At 63.9% G+C, this 18742-nt stretch carries 13 protein-coding genes; 10 read left to right on the forward strand and 3 right to left on the reverse strand.

Features of this window, described 5'->3' with window-relative positions; genetic code table 11:
- Positions 1-3: 3 nt before the first annotated feature.
- The 8 genes from FJ978_RS00685 to FJ978_RS00720 all read left to right on the forward strand — a co-directional run bounded on the left by FJ978_RS00685 (position 4) and on the right by FJ978_RS00720 (position 13520).
- The gene (locus tag FJ978_RS00685; RefSeq protein ID WP_140569424.1) at positions 4-3120 is read left to right on the forward strand and encodes a phage tail tip lysozyme; all 3117 of its coding nucleotides are present in this window, start codon (positions 4-6) and stop codon (positions 3118-3120) included.
- On the forward strand, positions 3120-5387 hold the full coding sequence (locus tag FJ978_RS00690) for a hypothetical protein (RefSeq protein ID WP_140569426.1): 2268 nt from the start codon (positions 3120-3122) through the stop codon (positions 5385-5387). The genes FJ978_RS00685 and FJ978_RS00690 overlap by 1 nt, the downstream gene beginning before the upstream one ends.
- Before the next feature lie 3 nt (positions 5388-5390).
- Positions 5391-7964 (forward strand): hypothetical protein, encoded by a 2574-nt coding sequence (locus FJ978_RS00695; protein ID WP_140569427.1) that lies wholly within the window; start codon positions 5391-5393, stop codon positions 7962-7964.
- Between the two features lie 62 nt (positions 7965-8026).
- Positions 8027-10576: a hypothetical protein gene (locus tag FJ978_RS00700; protein ID WP_140569429.1), complete on the forward strand. Its 2550-nt coding sequence runs from the start codon at positions 8027-8029 to the stop codon at positions 10574-10576.
- Positions 10577-10668: 92 nt separating this feature from the next.
- Positions 10669-11958, forward strand: coding sequence for an O-antigen ligase family protein (locus tag FJ978_RS00705; RefSeq protein WP_140569430.1), 1290 nt, complete (start codon positions 10669-10671; stop codon positions 11956-11958).
- A 48-nt stretch (positions 11959-12006) separates the two neighbouring features.
- Positions 12007-12843 (forward strand): phage tail tip lysozyme, encoded by an 837-nt coding sequence (locus tag FJ978_RS33025; RefSeq protein ID WP_140569432.1) that lies wholly within the window; start codon positions 12007-12009, stop codon positions 12841-12843.
- Entirely contained in the window at positions 12840-13130 is a 291-nt protein-coding gene (locus FJ978_RS00715) for a hypothetical protein (RefSeq protein ID WP_140569433.1), read from the forward strand. Before FJ978_RS33025 ends, FJ978_RS00715 begins: the two co-directional genes overlap by 4 nt.
- A gap of 90 nt (positions 13131-13220) precedes the next feature.
- Entirely contained in the window at positions 13221-13520 is a 300-nt protein-coding gene (locus FJ978_RS00720) for a hypothetical protein (protein WP_140569435.1), read from the forward strand.
- A gap of 12 nt (positions 13521-13532) precedes the next feature.
- On the opposite strand, the gene FJ978_RS00725 is transcribed toward FJ978_RS00720, so the two are convergent.
- From FJ978_RS00725 to FJ978_RS00735, 3 genes are all read right to left on the reverse strand, one after another.
- The gene (locus tag FJ978_RS00725) at positions 13533-14027 is read right to left on the reverse strand and encodes a GIY-YIG nuclease family protein (RefSeq protein ID WP_140569437.1); all 495 of its coding nucleotides are present in this window, start codon (positions 14025-14027) and stop codon (positions 13533-13535) included.
- A gap of 4 nt (positions 14028-14031) precedes the next feature.
- On the reverse strand, positions 14032-14244 hold the full coding sequence (locus tag FJ978_RS00730; RefSeq protein WP_140569438.1) for a hypothetical protein: 213 nt from the start codon (positions 14242-14244) through the stop codon (positions 14032-14034).
- A gap of 450 nt (positions 14245-14694) precedes the next feature.
- A complete protein-coding gene (locus FJ978_RS00735; RefSeq protein WP_140569440.1) occupies positions 14695-15171 on the reverse strand; it encodes a hypothetical protein in 477 nt (158 codons plus the stop codon).
- Between the two features lie 190 nt (positions 15172-15361).
- Between FJ978_RS00735 and FJ978_RS00740 the strand changes: the two genes are divergently transcribed.
- Entirely contained in the window at positions 15362-16435 is a 1074-nt protein-coding gene (locus FJ978_RS00740; RefSeq protein ID WP_140569442.1) for a glycosyltransferase family 4 protein, read from the forward strand.
- A gap of 47 nt (positions 16436-16482) precedes the next feature.
- On the forward strand, positions 16483-18645 hold the full coding sequence (locus tag FJ978_RS00745; protein ID WP_140569875.1) for an amylo-alpha-1,6-glucosidase: 2163 nt from the start codon (positions 16483-16485) through the stop codon (positions 18643-18645).
- Positions 18646-18742 lie beyond the last annotated feature (97 nt).

The raw sequence follows: 18742 nt of genomic DNA on the forward strand, positions 1-18742 counted from the left end.
GTCATGGCAAACCGTCAACGCGAGCCCGTCTCCTACCGGCCGTTCCGCGCCGAACCCGTGCTGGCCGATGGCCTGCTTGCGGTCGAGCGTCCCGGCGGCAGCATATTGGAACGCGCCAGCCAGGGCCTGTTCCGGCTGGCCAGCCAGGCCGGGCAGATCGCCGATCGCCAGGCGGAGCGGCAGGGCGCGGCCGCCGGCGAGCAGGCGGCGCTGGCGGGACGGCCGACAGCGGACTATGACCCCGGCAGCGATGGCCTGTCGCCGGTCGGCGACACCGGCGCCAGCGCTCCCGGCGGTGGCATGCCGTCAGCCAAGGCGGCGGACGGCAAGGCCTATCTGATCAAGACCTATGGCGTGTCGAACGAATTCGCCTCCGGCCTGCTTGGCCAGTTTTCGGCCGAGAGCAACTTCAACACCGCCGCCATCAACCGCAATGACGGCGCGGACGGCTCGCATTCGATCGGCATTGGCCAGTGGAACGGCCGCCGCGCCAAGGCGTTGCATGCCTTCGCCGCCGCCAAGGGCAAGCCGGTCGGCGATTTCTACACCCAGCTCGATTTCGCCATGCACGAGCTCAACACCACGGAAAAGCCGGTCGGCCGCAGGCTTGCCGCCGCCCGCTCGATCGAGGAAGCGACGGCCGCCGCGGTTGGCTTCGAGCGGCCGCAAGGCTGGACGCCGGACAACCCCACCGCCGCGCTAGGCTGGAAACACCGCTTGGCAGCTGCAAGATCCGTCTACGGTACGGCGGTGGCGGCTGGCGCCGCGCCTGACACCACGGCCAGCATCAAGCCGAAAGGCCTGGTGACTGCCGGAAACATCGACCTGCACAACCGCCCTGTGGTGAAGAACGATGACGGTTCCATCAGCACCGTGCGCTCGATCTCGTACGAGAATGATGCTGGACAGGAAGTTCTCATTCCGACTGTTTCGAACGAGGGCAAGATCCTGTCCAACGACGAAGCAATCAAGTATTGGGGCGAGAAGGGGCAGTTCCTCGGCAAATTCGACAATGCCGACAATGCGACCGCCTACGCCAAGCAGCTGCACGAGGACCAGGCGCAGGAGTATGGCGCCGGCGCCCGGCCGCCGAAACTGACGATCGGCGGCGGCACCTTCCGCCCGACCGGCACCGACACCATTCGCGGCCGTGCCTATGATGAGGCCGGCGGCAAGACCTATGTGCAGTTCCTCGATTCGGAAATGCGATCGACAACCGAGCAGGTTTTCGCCAAGTACCGCGACGATCCGGCAAAGCTGCAGCAGGCGCTTGGCGATCTGAAAGGCGCGCTGAAGAAAGACCATGTCTTCCCCGAGATCGAGGCCGACTATGAAGTTGGTTTCGACCAGCTGGCCGGCCGCTACATGGGGCAGGCGCGCGAGAACATGGCGCGCAAGGCCGAGGCGCAGGACCGCGCCGCCTTCGTCGAGCGCACCAATGAGCTGGAAACCAACCAGCAGAAGCGGCTGGCCGCCTTCGACCCCGGCAGCGGCGATGCCGCCGATGCGGTGGCGGCCGACCAGGCGGCGATTGACGATCACTATGACGACGCCGTGCGGCGGGGCATCCTCGACCCTGACGACGCCGCCAAGGCCAAGATCATCAGCCGCCGCAATTCGGCGCTCGCTTATTACGGCAAGCAGGCCGAGGCGCTGGACGCCGATGGCGTTGCCGCGATGCACAAGGAAATGACAGCCGACTTTGCCGATGGCGGCATTGCAGGGCTGGACGGCGACGCTTGGTCGACACTGTCGACCGGCCTCCAAAAGCTCGAAAAGCAGAAGCGCAGCCAGACGGCGCGGCAAGAAACCGATTTCCGCAAGCGCGGCGATTCGATGGCGTTGCGGCTGCAGCAAGGCCTTGAGATCGACCCGGCCGAGCTGTCGCAGATGATGCTGGACACGTCGGCGACGCCGGGCGGCAAAGCCATCATGCAGGAGACGTTCTCCAAGATTTCCGCCGCGCGCGCCATCAACGACATGAGCCTGCCGCAGGCGGTGGCCCATGTCGCCGGCTTGCGCAAGCAGTATGGCCAGGATGCCACCGCCGCGCAGGGGCGCACGCTGGCTTTCGCCGAAAAGATGCTGGCCGAAAAACGCAAGGCCATCACCACGGACAGCGTGAGCTACGCCGAAAAGCAGGGCATCGTGCCGGCGACGCCGGCGTTGACGGAGGCCGAGACGCCCGACGACATGGCGGCGATCGTGGCGCAGCGGGCGCAATCGGCCGAGGACGCGGCAAAGGAACTTGGCGTGACGCCGCGCTATCTCAAGGCCGGCGAAGCGCTGGCGATGGCCAAGACCATCCGCGCCGACCCGTCCAAGGGCGCCGCCATGGCGGGCGCGATCGTCGCCGGCGCCGGCAATGCGGTTGCGCCGGTGCTGTCCGAATTCGGCAAGGATGCGCCGATGATCGCCGAGGCCGGCGCCATCATCGCGTCGAACGGCTCGCAGCGCGCGGCCGAGGATGTGATTGCCGGCTACGGCAAGGATGCCGCCGGCAAGCCCATGAAGGGCCTGAAACCCGACGCCGCCCAGGCGAGCTTTTCCAATGTCATCGGTTCGGCGCTGGCAGCGCAGCCGGAAGACGCGCTGCAGATCGGCCGCGCCGCCGCGTCGATCGCGCGCAAGCGCATCAGCGAGGAAGGGCTCGACCCGACATCGGACGAAGCGATTGCCGTGCATGACCAGGCGGTGCAGGAAGCGGCCGGCGCCGTCTACGATCGCGGCGTGCAATATGGCGGCTTCACCGACACCGGCGGCGGCTGGTTTACATCAGGCGCCAAGGTCTGGGTGCCGAACGATATCCGCGCCGACCGCTTCGATGATGTGCTTGCCGCAGTCACCGACGATGACCTTGCCACGCTAAGCGTCACGCCGAAGGCCGGCATCGGCTTCCATGCCACGCGCGGCGCCGGCCGGCGCGTTCCCGACGGACTGGCGGCGACCTTGCGTTCCGGCCGGCCGGTAGCGGTCAATGGCGGCTTTGCATTCGCGGTCGGAGATCCCGGCGGTGATGATCCGCAATGGATCATGGGCAGCGACGGCAAGCCGTTCGTGCTCGATGTCGTGGCGCTGCGCGATCGTCTGGCGCCGCGCGTGCCGGGAGCTTTTCGCTGATGTTCCTCTACAAAGCCAAGTTCGGCGACAATCCCACATTCGCGCCCAATTTCGCGGATGTGACCGCGCATGAGAACGAAGAGCGGCAGGCGGCGCAGGATCTGTGGGACACCTCGCGCGACCTGCAGCTTTACAAGGAAAACGCCAACGCCGAGCAGAACGCGCGCGCCGAGGCCTATGACCGGCGCAACAAGGCGATCTTCGACGCCACCGGCGTGCAGTTTGACAATCCCATGAAGTCGTTCGACATCTTCCGGCTGAAGCCCGAGCCGGGCGCCGGCGGCCTGCCGGAATCGTCGGTGCGTGACGATATCGCCGCTTCCGAAAAAGCCTGGCAGGACAAGGCGTCGGCTCTGGCGCGCGAGCGGCCGGAGTTTGCAACCGTCATCGCCGCCGATCGGCCGATCATTGATGACGCCTATGGCATCGCGCGAGACGCGGAAAAGGCGGCCGGAACAGCGCAGGCGCGCGCGCAGGATGTTGGCCTGGGGCGCGGCTCGAAGCTTGCCAATTCGTTCGGCGGCGGCTTCGCCGGCGCCATGCGCGACCCCCTGCAGGTGGCGACGCTGTTCGCCGGCGGCGGCATTGCCTCGCCGGCGCGGGCGTTTGGCTGGCGGCTGCTCGAAACCGTGCTGTCGGAAGCCGCCGTCAATGGCGGCATCGAGGCCGGCGTGCAGGCGGCCAGTTACGACTGGAAGGCGCGCGCGGGGTTGGAACACTCTGTCGGCGGCTCGCTCGAACAGGTAGGCATGGCCGCGCTTTTCGGCGGCGCGCTGGGCGGCCTCATGGAAGGCGGCAGGACGGTGTTCCGGCTGCTGGGCAAGCCGGCGCCCGAAGAAGCCCTGCAGCGGGCCGCAGCGGGCACGCCAGAGCCCGGCGACATCAAGACCATTGCCGACGCCGCCGGCGTCAAGCTCGACGCCGACAGCGCCCGCGCGGCCGAACTGGCGGCCGAGCAGCCGCATCTGGACGCCGAAGCGTTCGGCCCGGTGCCGGAAGGTCTCGACCCGGTGCAGGCCGAGCAGCTGCAGGCGAGGGCGCTGCGCGAGGCCGATGCGCCGGACAATGCGCTGCCGACGCCGGTCGACCGCCAGGCGCGCGGCGAGGCCGTCGACCGCATCGTGCAGTCGCAATTTCCGGTCGGCCCGGCGCCGGCGCGCCCGGTGACGCTGACACAGTTCCTCGCCAGCAAGTCGGTCGGCGGCATCAAGGACGAAAGCGGCGCGCTGACCTCCATGGGCCTGTCGCGCAAATTCGTGCCCGGCGGCGGCGCCCTGGTGCGCAAGACCGGCAAGAGCCTGGACTATGCGCGCGAGGCGGCGGCCGAGGCCGGCTATTTCGATGATCTCTATGGCGACCCGCAAACGGCGGTGGCGCGCTCGACGCCCGACGATCTCTTGCGCGCGATCGAGCGCGAACGCGACGGCCAGCCGGTGTTTTCGCCGCGCCATGATGGCGGACGCGTGTTCGACTGGCAGGAGCACCAGGCCGGCCAGATGCGACAGCAGGCGTTCCGCCGTGTGGTCGAGGAAGTTGACGGCGCCATTGACGCGCTCGGCATCGATCACAGGATTGACGACGCCGTGCTGACCAGGGCGGCCGCCCTTGTGGACGATGAAACCGACCCCGTGATGGCGCTTGAGCGCGCGCTTGATGAGGATTATAGGAATTATGCCGACGCGCTTTCGGAGCGCGGAGAGGAAGCACCCGATGCCACAGACATCCCATTCTTCGACAGTGTCGACCGGCAAGACGCCGGCGCAGGCGCTGGCGCTGGCGTACCGGTTGGAGAAACACGCCAAGGCGGCCAACCCAGAGGACGCGGCGCAGCTGCGCCGGATGGCCAACAATTACCGCGTGCTGGCGCAGATGAAGAGCCGCAAGGCCTAAGGCAGCTCGGCGACACGCCGGAGCCAGCCACGCCCGAGGCGGCCGACAATGCCGCCGTGGCACTGCAGGAAGCCCGCACACCCTCAACCGAAAAGACAGCCGCAGGCGAGCAGACCTTGCTCGAAGGCGTCAAGCCCGTTTCCACCAAGGAAAAACTCGAAGCGCAAGGGGCGAAGCCGCTCAAGGGCGGCGACAAGGCCTTGCCGGAGGGCGGGCTGTTCGATCTGGAATCGCGCAAGCAGCTCGACATCTGGGACGCCATGCCGGCGGCCAAGAACGCGGACGGCACCGTGCTGCATGCGACCTATGAGACGATGACCGCCGACGCCGACAGGACCGAGTTTTTCGGTGACCTCATTGGCAGCTGTAAGGATTGAGCCATGGGCCTGAAAGACTGCCTGGTTTCCGCCGTCGAGCAGAACGCCATCACCAAGGAAGAGGCGACCTATCTGTCGGATGAGTTCGACAGCAAATTCGCGCAATACCGAAATGGCATGAGCGAGGATGCGGCCAAGGCCAAGGCGCGTAGCGACCTCGGAGCCCAGCTGCAGGCCGAGGCGCGCGAGAAGCGCCGGCGGGCCGATCTCACCGAGGCGCGTCGCATCGGCATCAAGGGCTATCTGCAGGGCTATCGCGACCGCGCCGGCAATGCCAACGTCTATGAAGGCGCCATGGCGCTCTTGTCGCATTACGGTTTTCGCGGCGCATCGAGCGTGCGCGGCCGCACCGAAGCGATCATCGCCGGCGCGCAGAAGAACCTTGATGAAGTGATGATTTCCTTCGAGCGCAAGGGCCTGCTCGGCCGCCGCGCCAACCGCGCGCTCGAAGGCGACCTGGTGAAGGAATTGCACGGCGAGGCTTCCGGCGACGCGACGGCCAAGCAGCTCGGCCGCGCCGTCAGTCAGGTTTTCGAGGATTTGCGCCAACGCTTCAACGCCGCCGGCGGCGCGATCGGCAAGTTGGAGAATTTCGGTCTGCCGCACAGCCATGACCGGCTCAAGGTGAAACTCGCCGGCCGCGCGGCGTGGAAGGCGGCGATCGCCCCGGCGCTCGACCCGGCCCGGATCGTCAACCCGTTGACCGGCCAGCCTGTCGGCGCGGCGGGGCTCAATGCCGCGCTTGATCATGTCTATTCCACCATCGTCAGCCAGGGCAGGGCCGACATGACGCCGCAGGCGGTGCGACGTGGGCTCGGCTCGATCGCCACCCAGCGCCAGGAGGAACGGTTCCTGGTGTTCAAGGATGCGGCGAGCTGGGCCGATTACAACAGGCAATTCGGCCGCGGCGATGTCGTGCAGGCGATCTTCAACCACGTCAACGGCATGGCGCGCGATATCGCGTCGATGGAAATCCTCGGGCCGAACCCGGCCGGCATGGTCGAGTATCTGAAACAGGTGGTCGGCCACGAGATCGGCAAGAAGGAAGCCGGCCTGCCGAACCTCGCGGCCGAGGCCAAACTGTTCAAGCACAGCCAGGCGAAGATTGCCGATTATCGTATTGACAGCCTTTGGCAAAATCTGCGCGGCCGGCCGGAGGTGGCGAGCGGTCTGGCGAATTTCTCGTCCAGCCTGAAGAACGTGCTGACCGGCACCCAGCTTGGCAGCACCGTGTTCCTTGCCGCCGGCACCGATCCATTCGTGGCCCGCGCCTCGCGCAAGCTTGCCGGCCTGCCGGTGACGGCGACGATCGGCAAGATGATCGCGCAAATCAGCAAGCAGACCAGGCACGATGCTTACAGGTCCGGCATCATCTGGGAAGACTACCTGCATGTGATGAATGACGAACTGCGTTTCGCCGGCCCGGCGGTCGGTGCCGAGTGGTCACGCTGGGTCGCCGATCGCGGCACGACTTGGTCGGGGCTGCAGCCGCTGACCGTCGGCCGCAAGCTGGTCGAGGCGCGCGACTGGCAGCGGCATATCGCCAAGGTTTCGGACCAGACGTTCGCCCAGCTCGACCCGCGCTTCCGCACGGCGCTGGAAGGTTTCGGCGTCGCGCTCGACCATTGGGAAATCTGGCGCCAGGCGGTCGACCCGGCCGGCTTCGTCACGCAACGCCAGATCGAGTTGAATGGCGGCCCGGTCACCTATCTCGACATGGCGGGCGGCGCGCTGCAGTCGGCCGCGCACATGGCCGAGGCCAAGGCGCTGGCGCACCGCGCGGCGGCCGAGAAGCTTTCGGAAGTCATCACCAGCTGGTCGGAGCGATCGGTGCCGGCCGGCACGCCGAACGCACGTTCGCTGATCACCGGCAAGGTGGAGCGCGGCACGCTGGGCGGCGAGCTGCTGGACTATTTCCTGCAGTACAAGAGTTTCGGCCTGTCGTTCACGGCGCTGCAGCTCGAGGCGCTGGGCGAAATGGCCGCGCAACGCGGCGGCGGTCAGGGCAGGCGCTCTGGCCTCGCCTATTTCGCTGCCATGGCCGTGCCGCTGACGCTGGGCGGCGCGATGTACATGCAGATCAAGAGCCTGCTCGACGGCAAGCACGCGGAAGACATGCGGCCGGATCGCAACCCGTCGTTCTGGTTCCGCGCCGGCCTGCAGGGCGGCGGCTTCGGCCTGTTCGGCGATTTCCTGAAAGCCAGCGAAAACCGCTTCGGCCAGACCACGACCGAAGCCCTGGTCGGCCCGGTGCCGGCCTTCATCAGCGATACGCTGGGGCTGACCGCCGGCACGTTGCTGGCGGCAACGCGCAGCGAGCAGAGCCACGGCCGGGAGAAAACCTTTATGGAAAAGGCGCAGCCGGGCCGCAAGCTGGTGCGCTACATGGCGCGCTACACGCCCTTCGTTGCCTCGCACTGGCTGACGCGCGGCGTCTTCAACCGCCTGGTGCTCGACAATCTGCAGTGGGCGTTCGACCCGGCGGCCGACAAGAGCTTCAAGTCGCGCATCGGCCTGGCGAAGAAAGCGGGCACGCCGTATTTCGTCAAGCCGGGCCAATACACGCCGGGCAGATAGCACGCCCATTTGACGCGCGCGTGCGCGGGCCATGCTGCAGCCTCTCATAGCGAGGACTGCCCATGGCCGTTACCCCTTATCCCCTGCCGCGCGAGACGCGCGAATCGGCCGTTGCGGTCGGCAACGGCACTGTCGGGCCGTACGGCCCGTCGCTGTACAAGATCTTCGACACCGCCGACGTGAAGGTGTTTTCGAAGCTGGTTGGCGCAACCGTCTACACCGACGTGACGGCGCACTGCACCATCGCCAAGGTCAACCCGGCCAGCGCTTATGATTATTTCACGGTGACGTTCGACGCCGTCGTGCTGGCGTCGACCAGCTGGTACCACCAGGCGCGTCGCGTGGCCGAACGTTCGGTGGCGGTGACCAAGGCCGGCACGCTGACGGCGGCCGAGCTGGAAAAGGAGCTGTCGAAACAGGCCAGCGTCGAAAGCGAGGTGCGGCGCGATATCGACCGGGCCGCAAGCTTCCAGCCCGACTATACCGGGGCAACCGATCTGCCGGCGGCCGAGGCAGGTAAGGTGCTCGGGTGGGACCCCAGCGGCACAAGGCTGGAAAACAAGTCGCTTCTGTCGTTCGGATTGGCCACCGTTTCGGCGCTGATGACAACCGTCCTGGCGCTGGCGACCTATGCCGAAGCATGGTTTGTCCTTAAGCTCAACGGCTCGCTGTCAACGCGAGCGCTGATCAAGGCGCTGACGCCACAGGTCGGCATGTCGGTGCTGCTCACTGAAGCCGGTCGCGTTGGCAATTTCATATGGCGCTTGGGCGACTACTCCGCGCAAATCGCAATGGACACGTCGGAAGGCGTCTATCTGAAAGCGGATAGCGTGGCGTCCAATGTCGGCGCCTGGGTCCGCGATTTCGAGATCCTGAAGGTCGAGCATTTTGGCGCGTCAACTACGGCAACGCGTGCCGCAAATCGAGCGGCCATACAATGCGCTATCAACGTTGCCCAAGCGTACGTTGGCGGCTTGATGGTCCGCGATACCTACCTGACTGACGGCGCTGTTGTTCAAACGGCGGCAATTCAGTTTTGGGGCATCCACGCCGACAAGTCGAAGATCGTGACAAGTGCGGGCGCGGCGCTGTCAATTGTGCCGAGTGCGGGGATCGCGACCGACAACACTTGGTGGGGCTGGAAAAACCTCACTTTGCAGACGACGGAAGCCGGACACTACGGCATCGAATATGCGGCGACCGGCAACGAGTATATGTCGAATTTCATCGTTCAGGGCGTCAAAGCCTCGGGGCCGGCTGGCGGTGTGTCGTTCGATAGCACGGGCTCAACGGTTGGAATTTTCTCGTGCACGTTCCGGCGCAATTGGTTCGACAATGGCTCTTTGTTCAAGGACATTGGTGACAGCGTTCACATCCTCGAAAACACTGTCAACGGGAACAATATCGGCATCCAGATCAACGGCGTGAAGGGGGGCGCGCAACAGCTCGTCATTGCCGACAACAACATCACGACACGCGCGGAATGCGTGTACCTCCTCAATGTGTCGGCTGCGCATATCGACCGCAATTGGATGGAAACGCCGTCTTACCTTGGCAGCTACACCGGTACGACCGGCGCTCTGCTCTACACACAGGGATGCCCGAATACGCGCATCGAGCGCAACACAATCCAGCCTCTTACGGCGGTCATGGCCGGCCTCGGCCAGACGGCGGCAGCGTATTCGATCCGGCTCAACACTTCCGGCGATGCGAGCATCATCGAAGGCAACCGCCTGATCGCGATTGGCAATACCGGCCATATTCAAATCGGTGGCGGCGTGACGAACACGTACATCAAGGAAGACAACAAGTTCGACGCCACGCCGATCATCACGGACGCGGGAACCGGGACCTTCGGCGCGGGCAATACCCCCGGTGTGTTTAGGCAGCCGTTGCTATTCACAACGACAGCGCAATTCACGTCAGTCGACATCGCGGAAAGCACAAACGCCGGGACCGGCAACGGCCCGTATCGCGAAATCTACCGCAACAAGGCCGGCGGGGCGGCGGTCAATGACGGGATCGGCGGCTTCCTCTGGTATATGAATAATTCGGTCGGGGTGAAAACCAATCTCGGCTACATTACGATGACCGTCCTCGACCCGGTGTCGGGAACGGAAGACGGGCAGTTCAACATCGCACGCATGCTGGCCGGTGCCCTCGTTGTAGGCATGACCTACGGTGCGACGTTCAACTTCACTACGGGCGGCACGTTCACAGGCACGATCTCGCCCGCTGCAAACGACGGCGGCGCGCTTGGCAACGCAACAAACCAATGGTCCGATTTGTTCGGGGCAACCGGGTTCGTCTGGAACCTCGGCAACGGCAACTATACGGTCACGCATTCGGCTGGAACGTTGACGTTTAGCGGTATCGTGGTGGCCTCGCAGTTCAATGTGGGGGCCAACAAGGTCGTCGGCGCTCGCGATACTGGCTGGACTGCAGGTACAGGCACGGCGCTGAAGGGCGCGTTCGCTGCTTATGCGGGGCAGGCACATACCGCCGCTTATGTGCAGGCCACAATCCAAGCTCTAGATGACGCGGCGCGCAATGCTTCGCAGCGCGTCAAGGCGCTTGAAGACGCGCTTCGTGCCCACGGACTTATCAACTAGTTTCCGGAACCGTAGTTCTGGCCCAACTCGAAAATAGTTTACCCCGCTCCTTATCCTTGTATATGTGAGGTGAAGAGGCGGGGTGCTTAGACATGAGTGTTGACGTTGGCGGCATAGGCCTGCGCCGGGATTGGCTGACTTTCTTATTCATCGCGGCCATTTTCATTGGAAGCGTATGGTTGGTAAAGATCACGCTGCCCATTAGCATCTTAATGCTGCCTTTGTTTTTTATTGACCGTTCACAAATCAGCCTTCGACTGCCAATCGCTGCGGTTCCCCTGCTGGTGATCGGGGCGATTATCGCCTGTCAGTTTGTGTTGAACCATGGGAACCCCGCCTTCAAATGGAAGTCAGACCTAGCGGTATGGCTTCCTGTCGTCTTCGCCGGGATGACTATCGTAGCGCTTCGGAATCGAGGCATTGGAGAGCGTTCCTCATCTCGCGCAATGATCGCTGGTGGTGCGGTGACTTCAGTAGTCATGCTCGGAATGATCCTGTTTGTACCAAAGGGCATGTTCCTTTTGCCGGGTCAGAACGCTACGGAGGTGGAGAATGCTTACGCCGAACGACAAAAGTCTCTCCCGGTGCCGACCGAAGATGAAGCCGATGCCGGCCGGCCGGCGCACACCGTAGCGCCGGCCGGCCGGGAAGCTTTCGTGCCCGATGCCTCGCCCGGAGATCAGGCTTTCTATGACCTGAAAAACAGGGCGAGAAACGCCCTTGGTGTGTCAAACTACATCGCAGTCTTTCTGGTCTTTCTTGTCGCCATTTCGCTATTTTCCCGGCATCCAGCGGCAGCAGTTGCTTTCGGGGCGTTGACGCTGGTCACGTTATCCAGATTTGGGATCATCGTTCTAGGCCTGGTGGTCGTCATTTACCTATTGCGCAAGAGGATAGAGCCGACAAAGGCGGCGATTGGAGCGGCGATCCTCATAGGCGTCGGACTGGCTGGGCTTTACCTGTTGAGACAGGAGCTGCCGCCGTTGCCAGGGTCGGCGTCGCTACTCGCCCGGCTAGAGTACTGGCAGTCTGGCATCAATGCTTTTGCCCTCCACCCGGTCATCGGCTCGCCGCGCTCTGTCCTGCTGGTTGAGATGGGCAATAGCATCACTTGGAACCCGCACAATTGTTTGTTGTGGGCCGCTGTGAATTTTGGTCTCGTCGGTCTCGTCGCCTATTGCGGGTATGCATTCATCGTCCTGCGCGAGGTATGGATAGCGTCACGGAGTTCTTCGCTGTGGACCGGCGTTTTCGTTGGGCTGATGATGATGATGGCGTGGGGCCTTGAAGAAATCGTCGTCTTGACGCCGGCTTTTGAAGTGTTGTTCGCCGCAATGTATGCGCTGGCCCGAAACAAGAACGTGGCCTCGCCTCCCAATTGACGATTCCGCCGAAGCCTTAGCCTGCCGGCAACCATAGGAGGTTTCGGCATGGCAAAAGGCAAGGCACAGGATTTGTTTCGTTCGAAGGCGCCGTGGATCATGGCGCTGCTGATGCGCGATTTTCAGCTGCAGCTGGAAGACACCGCCGCTATCCTTGGCAATCTCGGCCATGAAAGCGCCGGCTTCACCGCCATGCAGGAGATCAAGCCGACCGTTTCCAACTCGCGCGGCGGCTTCGGCTGGGCGCAGTGGACCGGCCCGCGCCGGCGCAACTTCGAAGCCTATTGCAAGCGCGCCGGCCTCGGTCCCGTCGCCGACCAGGCGAATTACGGTTTCCTGTTCTCCGAGCTGAAAGGGCCGTACCGCGCCGCGATCACCAGGCTGATCGCCGCCAAGGGGCTCACCGGCAAGGTCAAGGCCTTCGAGCTGGCCTATGAGGCCGCCGGCGTGAAGCACTATGCCAGCCGCAACCAGTGGGCGGCCGTGGCGCTCGATGCCTGGCAGCATGCCGACGGCAGTTCCCAGATCCTCCCGCCTTGGCTCCTGCAGGCCGCAGGCAAGCCCGCCAGCGCGCAGGAGCCGGCTCCGGCGGCTCCCGAGCCCACGCCGGCGGACAAACCCGCTCCTGTGGCCCCGCCCGTGGTGGTGGAAAAGCCCGTCGTCGTGGATCCCGGCGAGCTGCACAAGCCGGTGACGAAGACCAAGACCTTCTGGACCTGGCTGCTGACCGCGCTGGGCGCACCGCTCGCCGCCTTCGGCAATTTCGACTGGCGGGTGCAGCTGGCGATCGTCGCGGTGATCGTGGCCTTCGCCGTCTACGGCATCACGCGCCGCGCCCAGCTCGCCCAGGCGGTGCGCGACCTGCGCACGGAAATCGGCGGATGATCGCGGCGCTGCTCAAAGTAGCGCTGTCGCCGGCAGGGAAGGCGCTGGGGGCGCTTCTCCTTGCCGGCTCGCTGTTGGGCGGGCTCTACGCCTTCGCCTATTCCAGCGGCCGCACGGCCGGCCGCGTCGAACAGCTGCAGGACACGGTGGCGGCCTATGAGAAACGGACGGGGATCGACAATGAAACGAACAGTCTTGGCCGGGTTGCTCTGTGCCTTGAGCTTGGCGGGTTGCGCGACGAGTGCGAGCAACTGCGCGGGCTGGACACCGCCGCCAAAGGCCAATAGCCCGGCGCGCCTGGCGGCCGAGGAAGAACCTTTGGCGCGCTGGATCGTTTCCACCAGGCGCTACGGCGCCGCGCAGGGATGCTGGAAACCATGACTGGCAGCGACATTGCAGCATTGATCGGGATTGCCGGCACCATTGTCGCGATTATCGGCGCGATCGTCGCTTCGCACCGCAGCACCGGCGACAAGATCCAGAAGGGCGACGATGCGCTGCACGAGCGCATCAACCGCGTGCGCGACGAATATGTGCGCCGGGTCGACCTCGACGGCCACATGGCGCGCATGGAAACCAGCGTCAAGGATCTGCGCGACGAGAACCGGGAAGGCACCCGCGAGATTAACCGGCGGCTCGACCAGGTGCTGACAACCATCCGGCCGGCGTCGTCGTGAGCCGCGGCTGAATTATTTTTGGAAGTCCAGCCGCTCGATGTGCGAGGCCAAATGCCGCTGCATCACCCGTATGACCGACAGCGAGTTTCTGAACCACTCGCCAGATGAGCGATGCGCCTCAAGCTCCAAGTGCAACCGCCGTTCATCATAGCGCGTGCCGGGCACTACCAAGAAGAATTTCACAGGGTCTGCTGTCGAAGTCTGCAGAGTCAGCAACCGCGCGCCCGGCTTGCTCGAAAACCCGATCTTAACGCGGTCGCGGATGCCCAGAAAATAAACGAACCCCTTTGTTGCCGGATGTAGCTCGGCTTCTGGGGGCGGCGCTGCCGGCGGCAGGCTGGCCGCAAAGGTGCGCGACCAGTCAACCGCTTCACCGAAACTGTACCATCGCCCATCCTCATGACGGAGATCGCGGCCCTTGTGCCCGGTTGCCCTCAATTCCGGGCCTGGCGAGAAGCGCGGCCGGCCGCAGCGCCAGACGACATTCGGATGTGGTGATTTTGCCATTCGGTCACCCTCGACGGTAAAGACCAGGGATGCTGCGGTCCGCCGACTTCAATCGATCGGTCAGAATGTAAAGCAGCGCCATGCTGGACGCCCGCATGCGCAGATACTCCGCGTCTTCCATGTTTTCGCCCAGTGCAATGAGGGTTTCAGCCAAAGCCGCCGCTTCGCTGATTTGCATATCGATGTTCTGTAAAGGCATCGGAATTACGTTCGACATCTATGTTCTCCAGAGTTGAACGCCAGCTTCCAAACTGGCGGCCGGACACACCGGGTTGGAAGACCGTCTGGAGAACGGCAGGCCTCACGGCCTCCCAATGTGCCCGACCATAAAAAAACGCGCTATGAGCGCGTTCGGGGCGCTCCAGAACCGGCTTCCAACCCGGACCTCGCTATTGACGAGGCATCGCGAAAATGAGTCTTTTTTCCTAGACTGTCAATAGCCACCCTGTGTTGTAATCGTGCGAGAAAAGACAAAATTAGCTTAAGTAACTGATATAACTACTTGATTCTGCTTAACGCGTGACGGACTTTTAATCAGTAGGTCATGGGTTCGAATCCCATCGCGCTCACCATTGCCTCAAGGTACATCCGGAACCATCGGACACGCTACCTCAGCGTAAATGAATGCTTCCTGCCGAAGCGGCCCAAGTACCCTATCAGTTGCCGCTCAGTTATCCCGCGAGAAATGCACGCCGAGAACCGTGGCTTTCTTTGCCAGCAGGCCCTCCAGGTCGGCGTCGGATCGCTTTGTGCCGGTGCGCTCGCGCAATAGGGCGATCGCTGCCTTCATCGACAACGAGGCATCCTCTCGGTGGCTGCCCAGAATGGCATCCACCGCGCCGGCGACATCCGTGGTCTCTGCTGGTGCGCGCATGGCCTGATCCTTTCGGTCCAGGTCGGCTTCGGTGCCGCCGACCGATCCTCTGGCGCCGCGGTCGAAAACCACCGCCAGTCCGTTCTTGACAGCAAGGGCGGCGACCATATCGTCGAGTTCGTGCGCCGAAATCCCGGGTTTCAGGACACGATGGACCGCCCTGGAGGCCTGGTCCGTCGAAACGTAGCCGAAGCGCCGCTTCCTCGCCTCGACATATTGCTCAATGATCATTGCCACGCGTCGGGCGGCAATATCGTCGGATCGCTGCAACGCAACCTCCTTGTGCTGTCGTGACCGCGACATGCAGGAGACAAGGGTACCGAATGTAGAGCGGGCAGGGCGAAGATCAATCGTCGCACCCTGGCGCGCCCATTCCCTGCTGGCGCCCCTTGATTCGGGGAACGATCCCGCGGCTCAAGCATTTTCGCTATGTCGATCCGATTTGAGGGAACGCCGGGCCATGAAGATTGCCCATGTTGCGCCGCTTTACGAATCCGTGCCGCCGAGACTCTATGGCGGCACCGAGCGCATCATCTCCTACCTTACCGAAGCGCTCGTCGAGCTTGGCCACGACGTGACATTGTTCGCCAGCGGCGATGCGAAGACCTCCGCCAGGCTGGTGCCGTGCCGCGAAAGGGCGCTTCGTCTCGACCCCCGTCCGTTGAAATCGGAGATCGCGGCGCATCTGTCGATGCTCGACGAGGTGAGGAAACGGGCCGACGATTTTGACGTCATCCATTTCCATCTCAGCCACTTTCTGCATTTCCCGTTTTTTCGCGATATGCCGCAACGCACGGTGACGACGCCGCATGGCAGGCTGGATTACGCGGACCTCGCACAAGCCTATGACCAGTTCCCGCGGTTTCCAATGATTTCGATATCCCGCAGCCAGCGGGCGCGGTTCGCATCGGCGAACTGGCTGGCGACGATCCACCATGGACTGCCGCTCAAGCTCTATGAGCCTGACTTCGAGGCGGGTTCGGATGGCGTCTATCTTGCCTTCCTCGGCAGGATGTCACGCGACAAACGGCCGGACCGGGCGATCGAGATTGCCCGCCGCACCGGCCTGAAACTCAAGCTCGCGGCCAAGATCGGTGATGGCGATCGCGCCTATTTCGAGGAAGTCGTCCAGCCGATGATCGATGGCGACCGGGTCGAATATGTCGGCGAGATCAGCGAGGACCAGAAGAGCCGGTTTCTCGGCAACGCCGCCGCCTTGCTGTTCCCCATTGACTGGCCGGAGCCGTTCGGCCTTGCCGTGGTCGAGGCCATGGCTTGCGGAACACCGGTCATGGCGTGGAGCTGCGGCGCCATGCCCGAGATCGTCGATCACGGCGTGACCGGTTTCGTCGTCGAGACCATCGAAGATGCCGTCGCCACGATGCCGGCTCTCCTGCAACTCGACAGGCGACGAATAAGGGGGGTCTTCGAAAAGCGGTTTTCAGCCGACAGGATGGCAGGCGACTATATCGCGGCATACTCCCGGCTGACTGGCAGCCACGAGGGCAGCCATGAGGAAATCAGGGCCTCATAGAGCGCTTCACCCGCTCGAAAAACCAGCACGGGACAATCTTCTTGACCATCACCCAACTCGACGAGCGCAAGCTTGATCCGGCAATAGCGCTGGCATCCCTGGACGAGACCGCGCCAAGGGAACCGCATCGGCTTTTCGCCCTCAAGCATGGCGACTCCTTCGCCGTCGCCGATGCCTATGGCGACATACGCGGTGTCGGCGACGGCTTTTTCCGCGACGACACGCGTGTGCTTTCTGAATTCCGGCTGACCGTCGGCGGGCGGTCGACGTCCTTGCTCGGCGCATCGCTCAGCCAGGACAACGTGCTGTTCACCACCAATCTGACCAACCTGCCGATCGAGAGCATCGGCGGCCGCCCCATTCCGCAAGGCGCGATCCACATCGAGCGCGTCAGGCTGATTTGGCAGGACCGGCTGTACGAACGCCTGACGCTTTCCAACTACAGCCAGGAACATTCGAGCCTCCGGCTTTCGCTGCGCTTTGCCGCGGATTTCCGCGACATGTTCGAAGTGCGCGGCTCGACGCGGCCCAAACGCGGCACCGCGCGCACAGCCGAAATCGGCAAGAACACGGTGATGCTTCGCTACGAGGGCCTGGACAAGGTGGAGCGCACGTCGGCGATCTCGTTTTCGCAAGTTCCGGACGAATTGACCTCGGAGCAGGCGGATTTCTTCATCGCCGTCACCAAGCGCAGCCGCAAGACGCTCTATGTCGAGGTCGGCACCGAGATTGCGGATGCTCCGGAACGCGAACGATTTCGTGCGGCCGCCGCTCGCGCGCGCTTCGGCATGCGGGCCAAGCGCCGCCACGGTGCAACGCTGCACAGCTCGGGCCGGGTGTTCAACGACTGGATCGAGCGGGCGCGCGCCGACGTGGCGCTGCTGACCACGGAACTGGCGACAGGTCCCTATCCCTACGCCGGCATCCCGTGGTTCTCGACGGCCTTCGGCAGGGACGGGGTGATCTCGGCCCTGCAAATGCTCTGGCTCAATCCCGGCCTGGCGCGGGGCGTGCTCGGCTTTCTGGCACAGCACCAGGCAACCGAAACCTCGCCCTTCAGCGACTCCCAGCCCGGTAAGATCATGCATGAGACGCGCAAGGGCGAGATGACGGCGCTCAGCGAACTGCCGTTCGGCCGTTACTATGGGGGAGTCGACACGACCCCGCTCTATGTCCATCTCGCATGCGCCTATGCCGACCGCACCGGCGATATGGAGTCAGTCGACGCCTTGTGGCCGTCACTGTGTGCCGCCGCCGAATGGATCGAGACGGCGAGCCAGCCGACGGGGTTTGTCACCTATCGGCGCGCGGCGGAATCGGGTCTTGCCAACCAGGGATGGAAGGACAGTTTCGATTCGGTTTTTCATGCCGACGGCCGCATTCCGAAAGGCCCGATCGCATTGGTCGAGGTGCAAGGCTACGTCTTTGCAGCGTTCCAGGGATTGGCGAAACTGGCTCGGCTGCGGGATGAAACCGAAAAGGCCGAAGCCTGGGAGAAGCGCGCCGAGGAAATCCGCCAACGGGTCGAAAACCAGTTCTGGATCGAAGAACTCGGTTACTACGCGCTCGCCCTGGACGGCGACGGTGAACCCTGCAAGGTGCGCACCTCCAATGCCGGCCATCTGCTTTATGTCGGCCTTCCCGACCCGGATCGCGCGCGCATCGTCGCCGACCAGTTGCTGTCGGCCTCATTCTCCTCCGGCTGGGGGCTGCGGACGCTGGCGGACGACGCCATCTTCTTCAATCCGATGTCCTACCACAACGGTTCCATCTGGCCGCACGACACCGCGATCTGCGCTGCCGGACTGGCGCGGTACGGCATCAGGGACAATGTGGTGCGGCTGATGAGCGGAACGTTCGAATCCGCTGTTCATTTCAACATGCGCCTGCCCGAACTGTTCTGCGGCTTCACCCGCGCACCGGGCGAAGCGCCCATCGCCTATCCGGTTGCCTGCTTACCGCAGGCCTGGTCGGCCGGCTCCGCCTTCATGCTCATGCAGGCGTGCCTGGGTCTTCAGATCGACGGCTGGACCGGCGAAATTCAGGTGACGAGACCGCGCCTGCCGATCGGCATCGACAATCTGGTGGTCCGCCATCTGGCGGTGGCGGGTGCTGCTGTCGACCTCACATTTCAACGGGTCGGCGACCGGGTCGGCGCCTTTCTGGCCGATCGCCATGAGGGGCTCGTGCCGCTCGTGGTCAGGAGCTGAAAAATCGGAACCATCGCGCTCGGTGAGCGTTTGACCATCACGCGGGGTTGCCGGGACAACCGGCCCGTTGCACTATCTCATTGAAAGGTAAGTCGAT

The organism is Mesorhizobium sp. B1-1-7, from assembly GCF_006442705.1.
In the GTDB taxonomy this organism is placed as follows: domain Bacteria; phylum Pseudomonadota; class Alphaproteobacteria; order Rhizobiales; family Rhizobiaceae; genus Mesorhizobium; species Mesorhizobium opportunistum.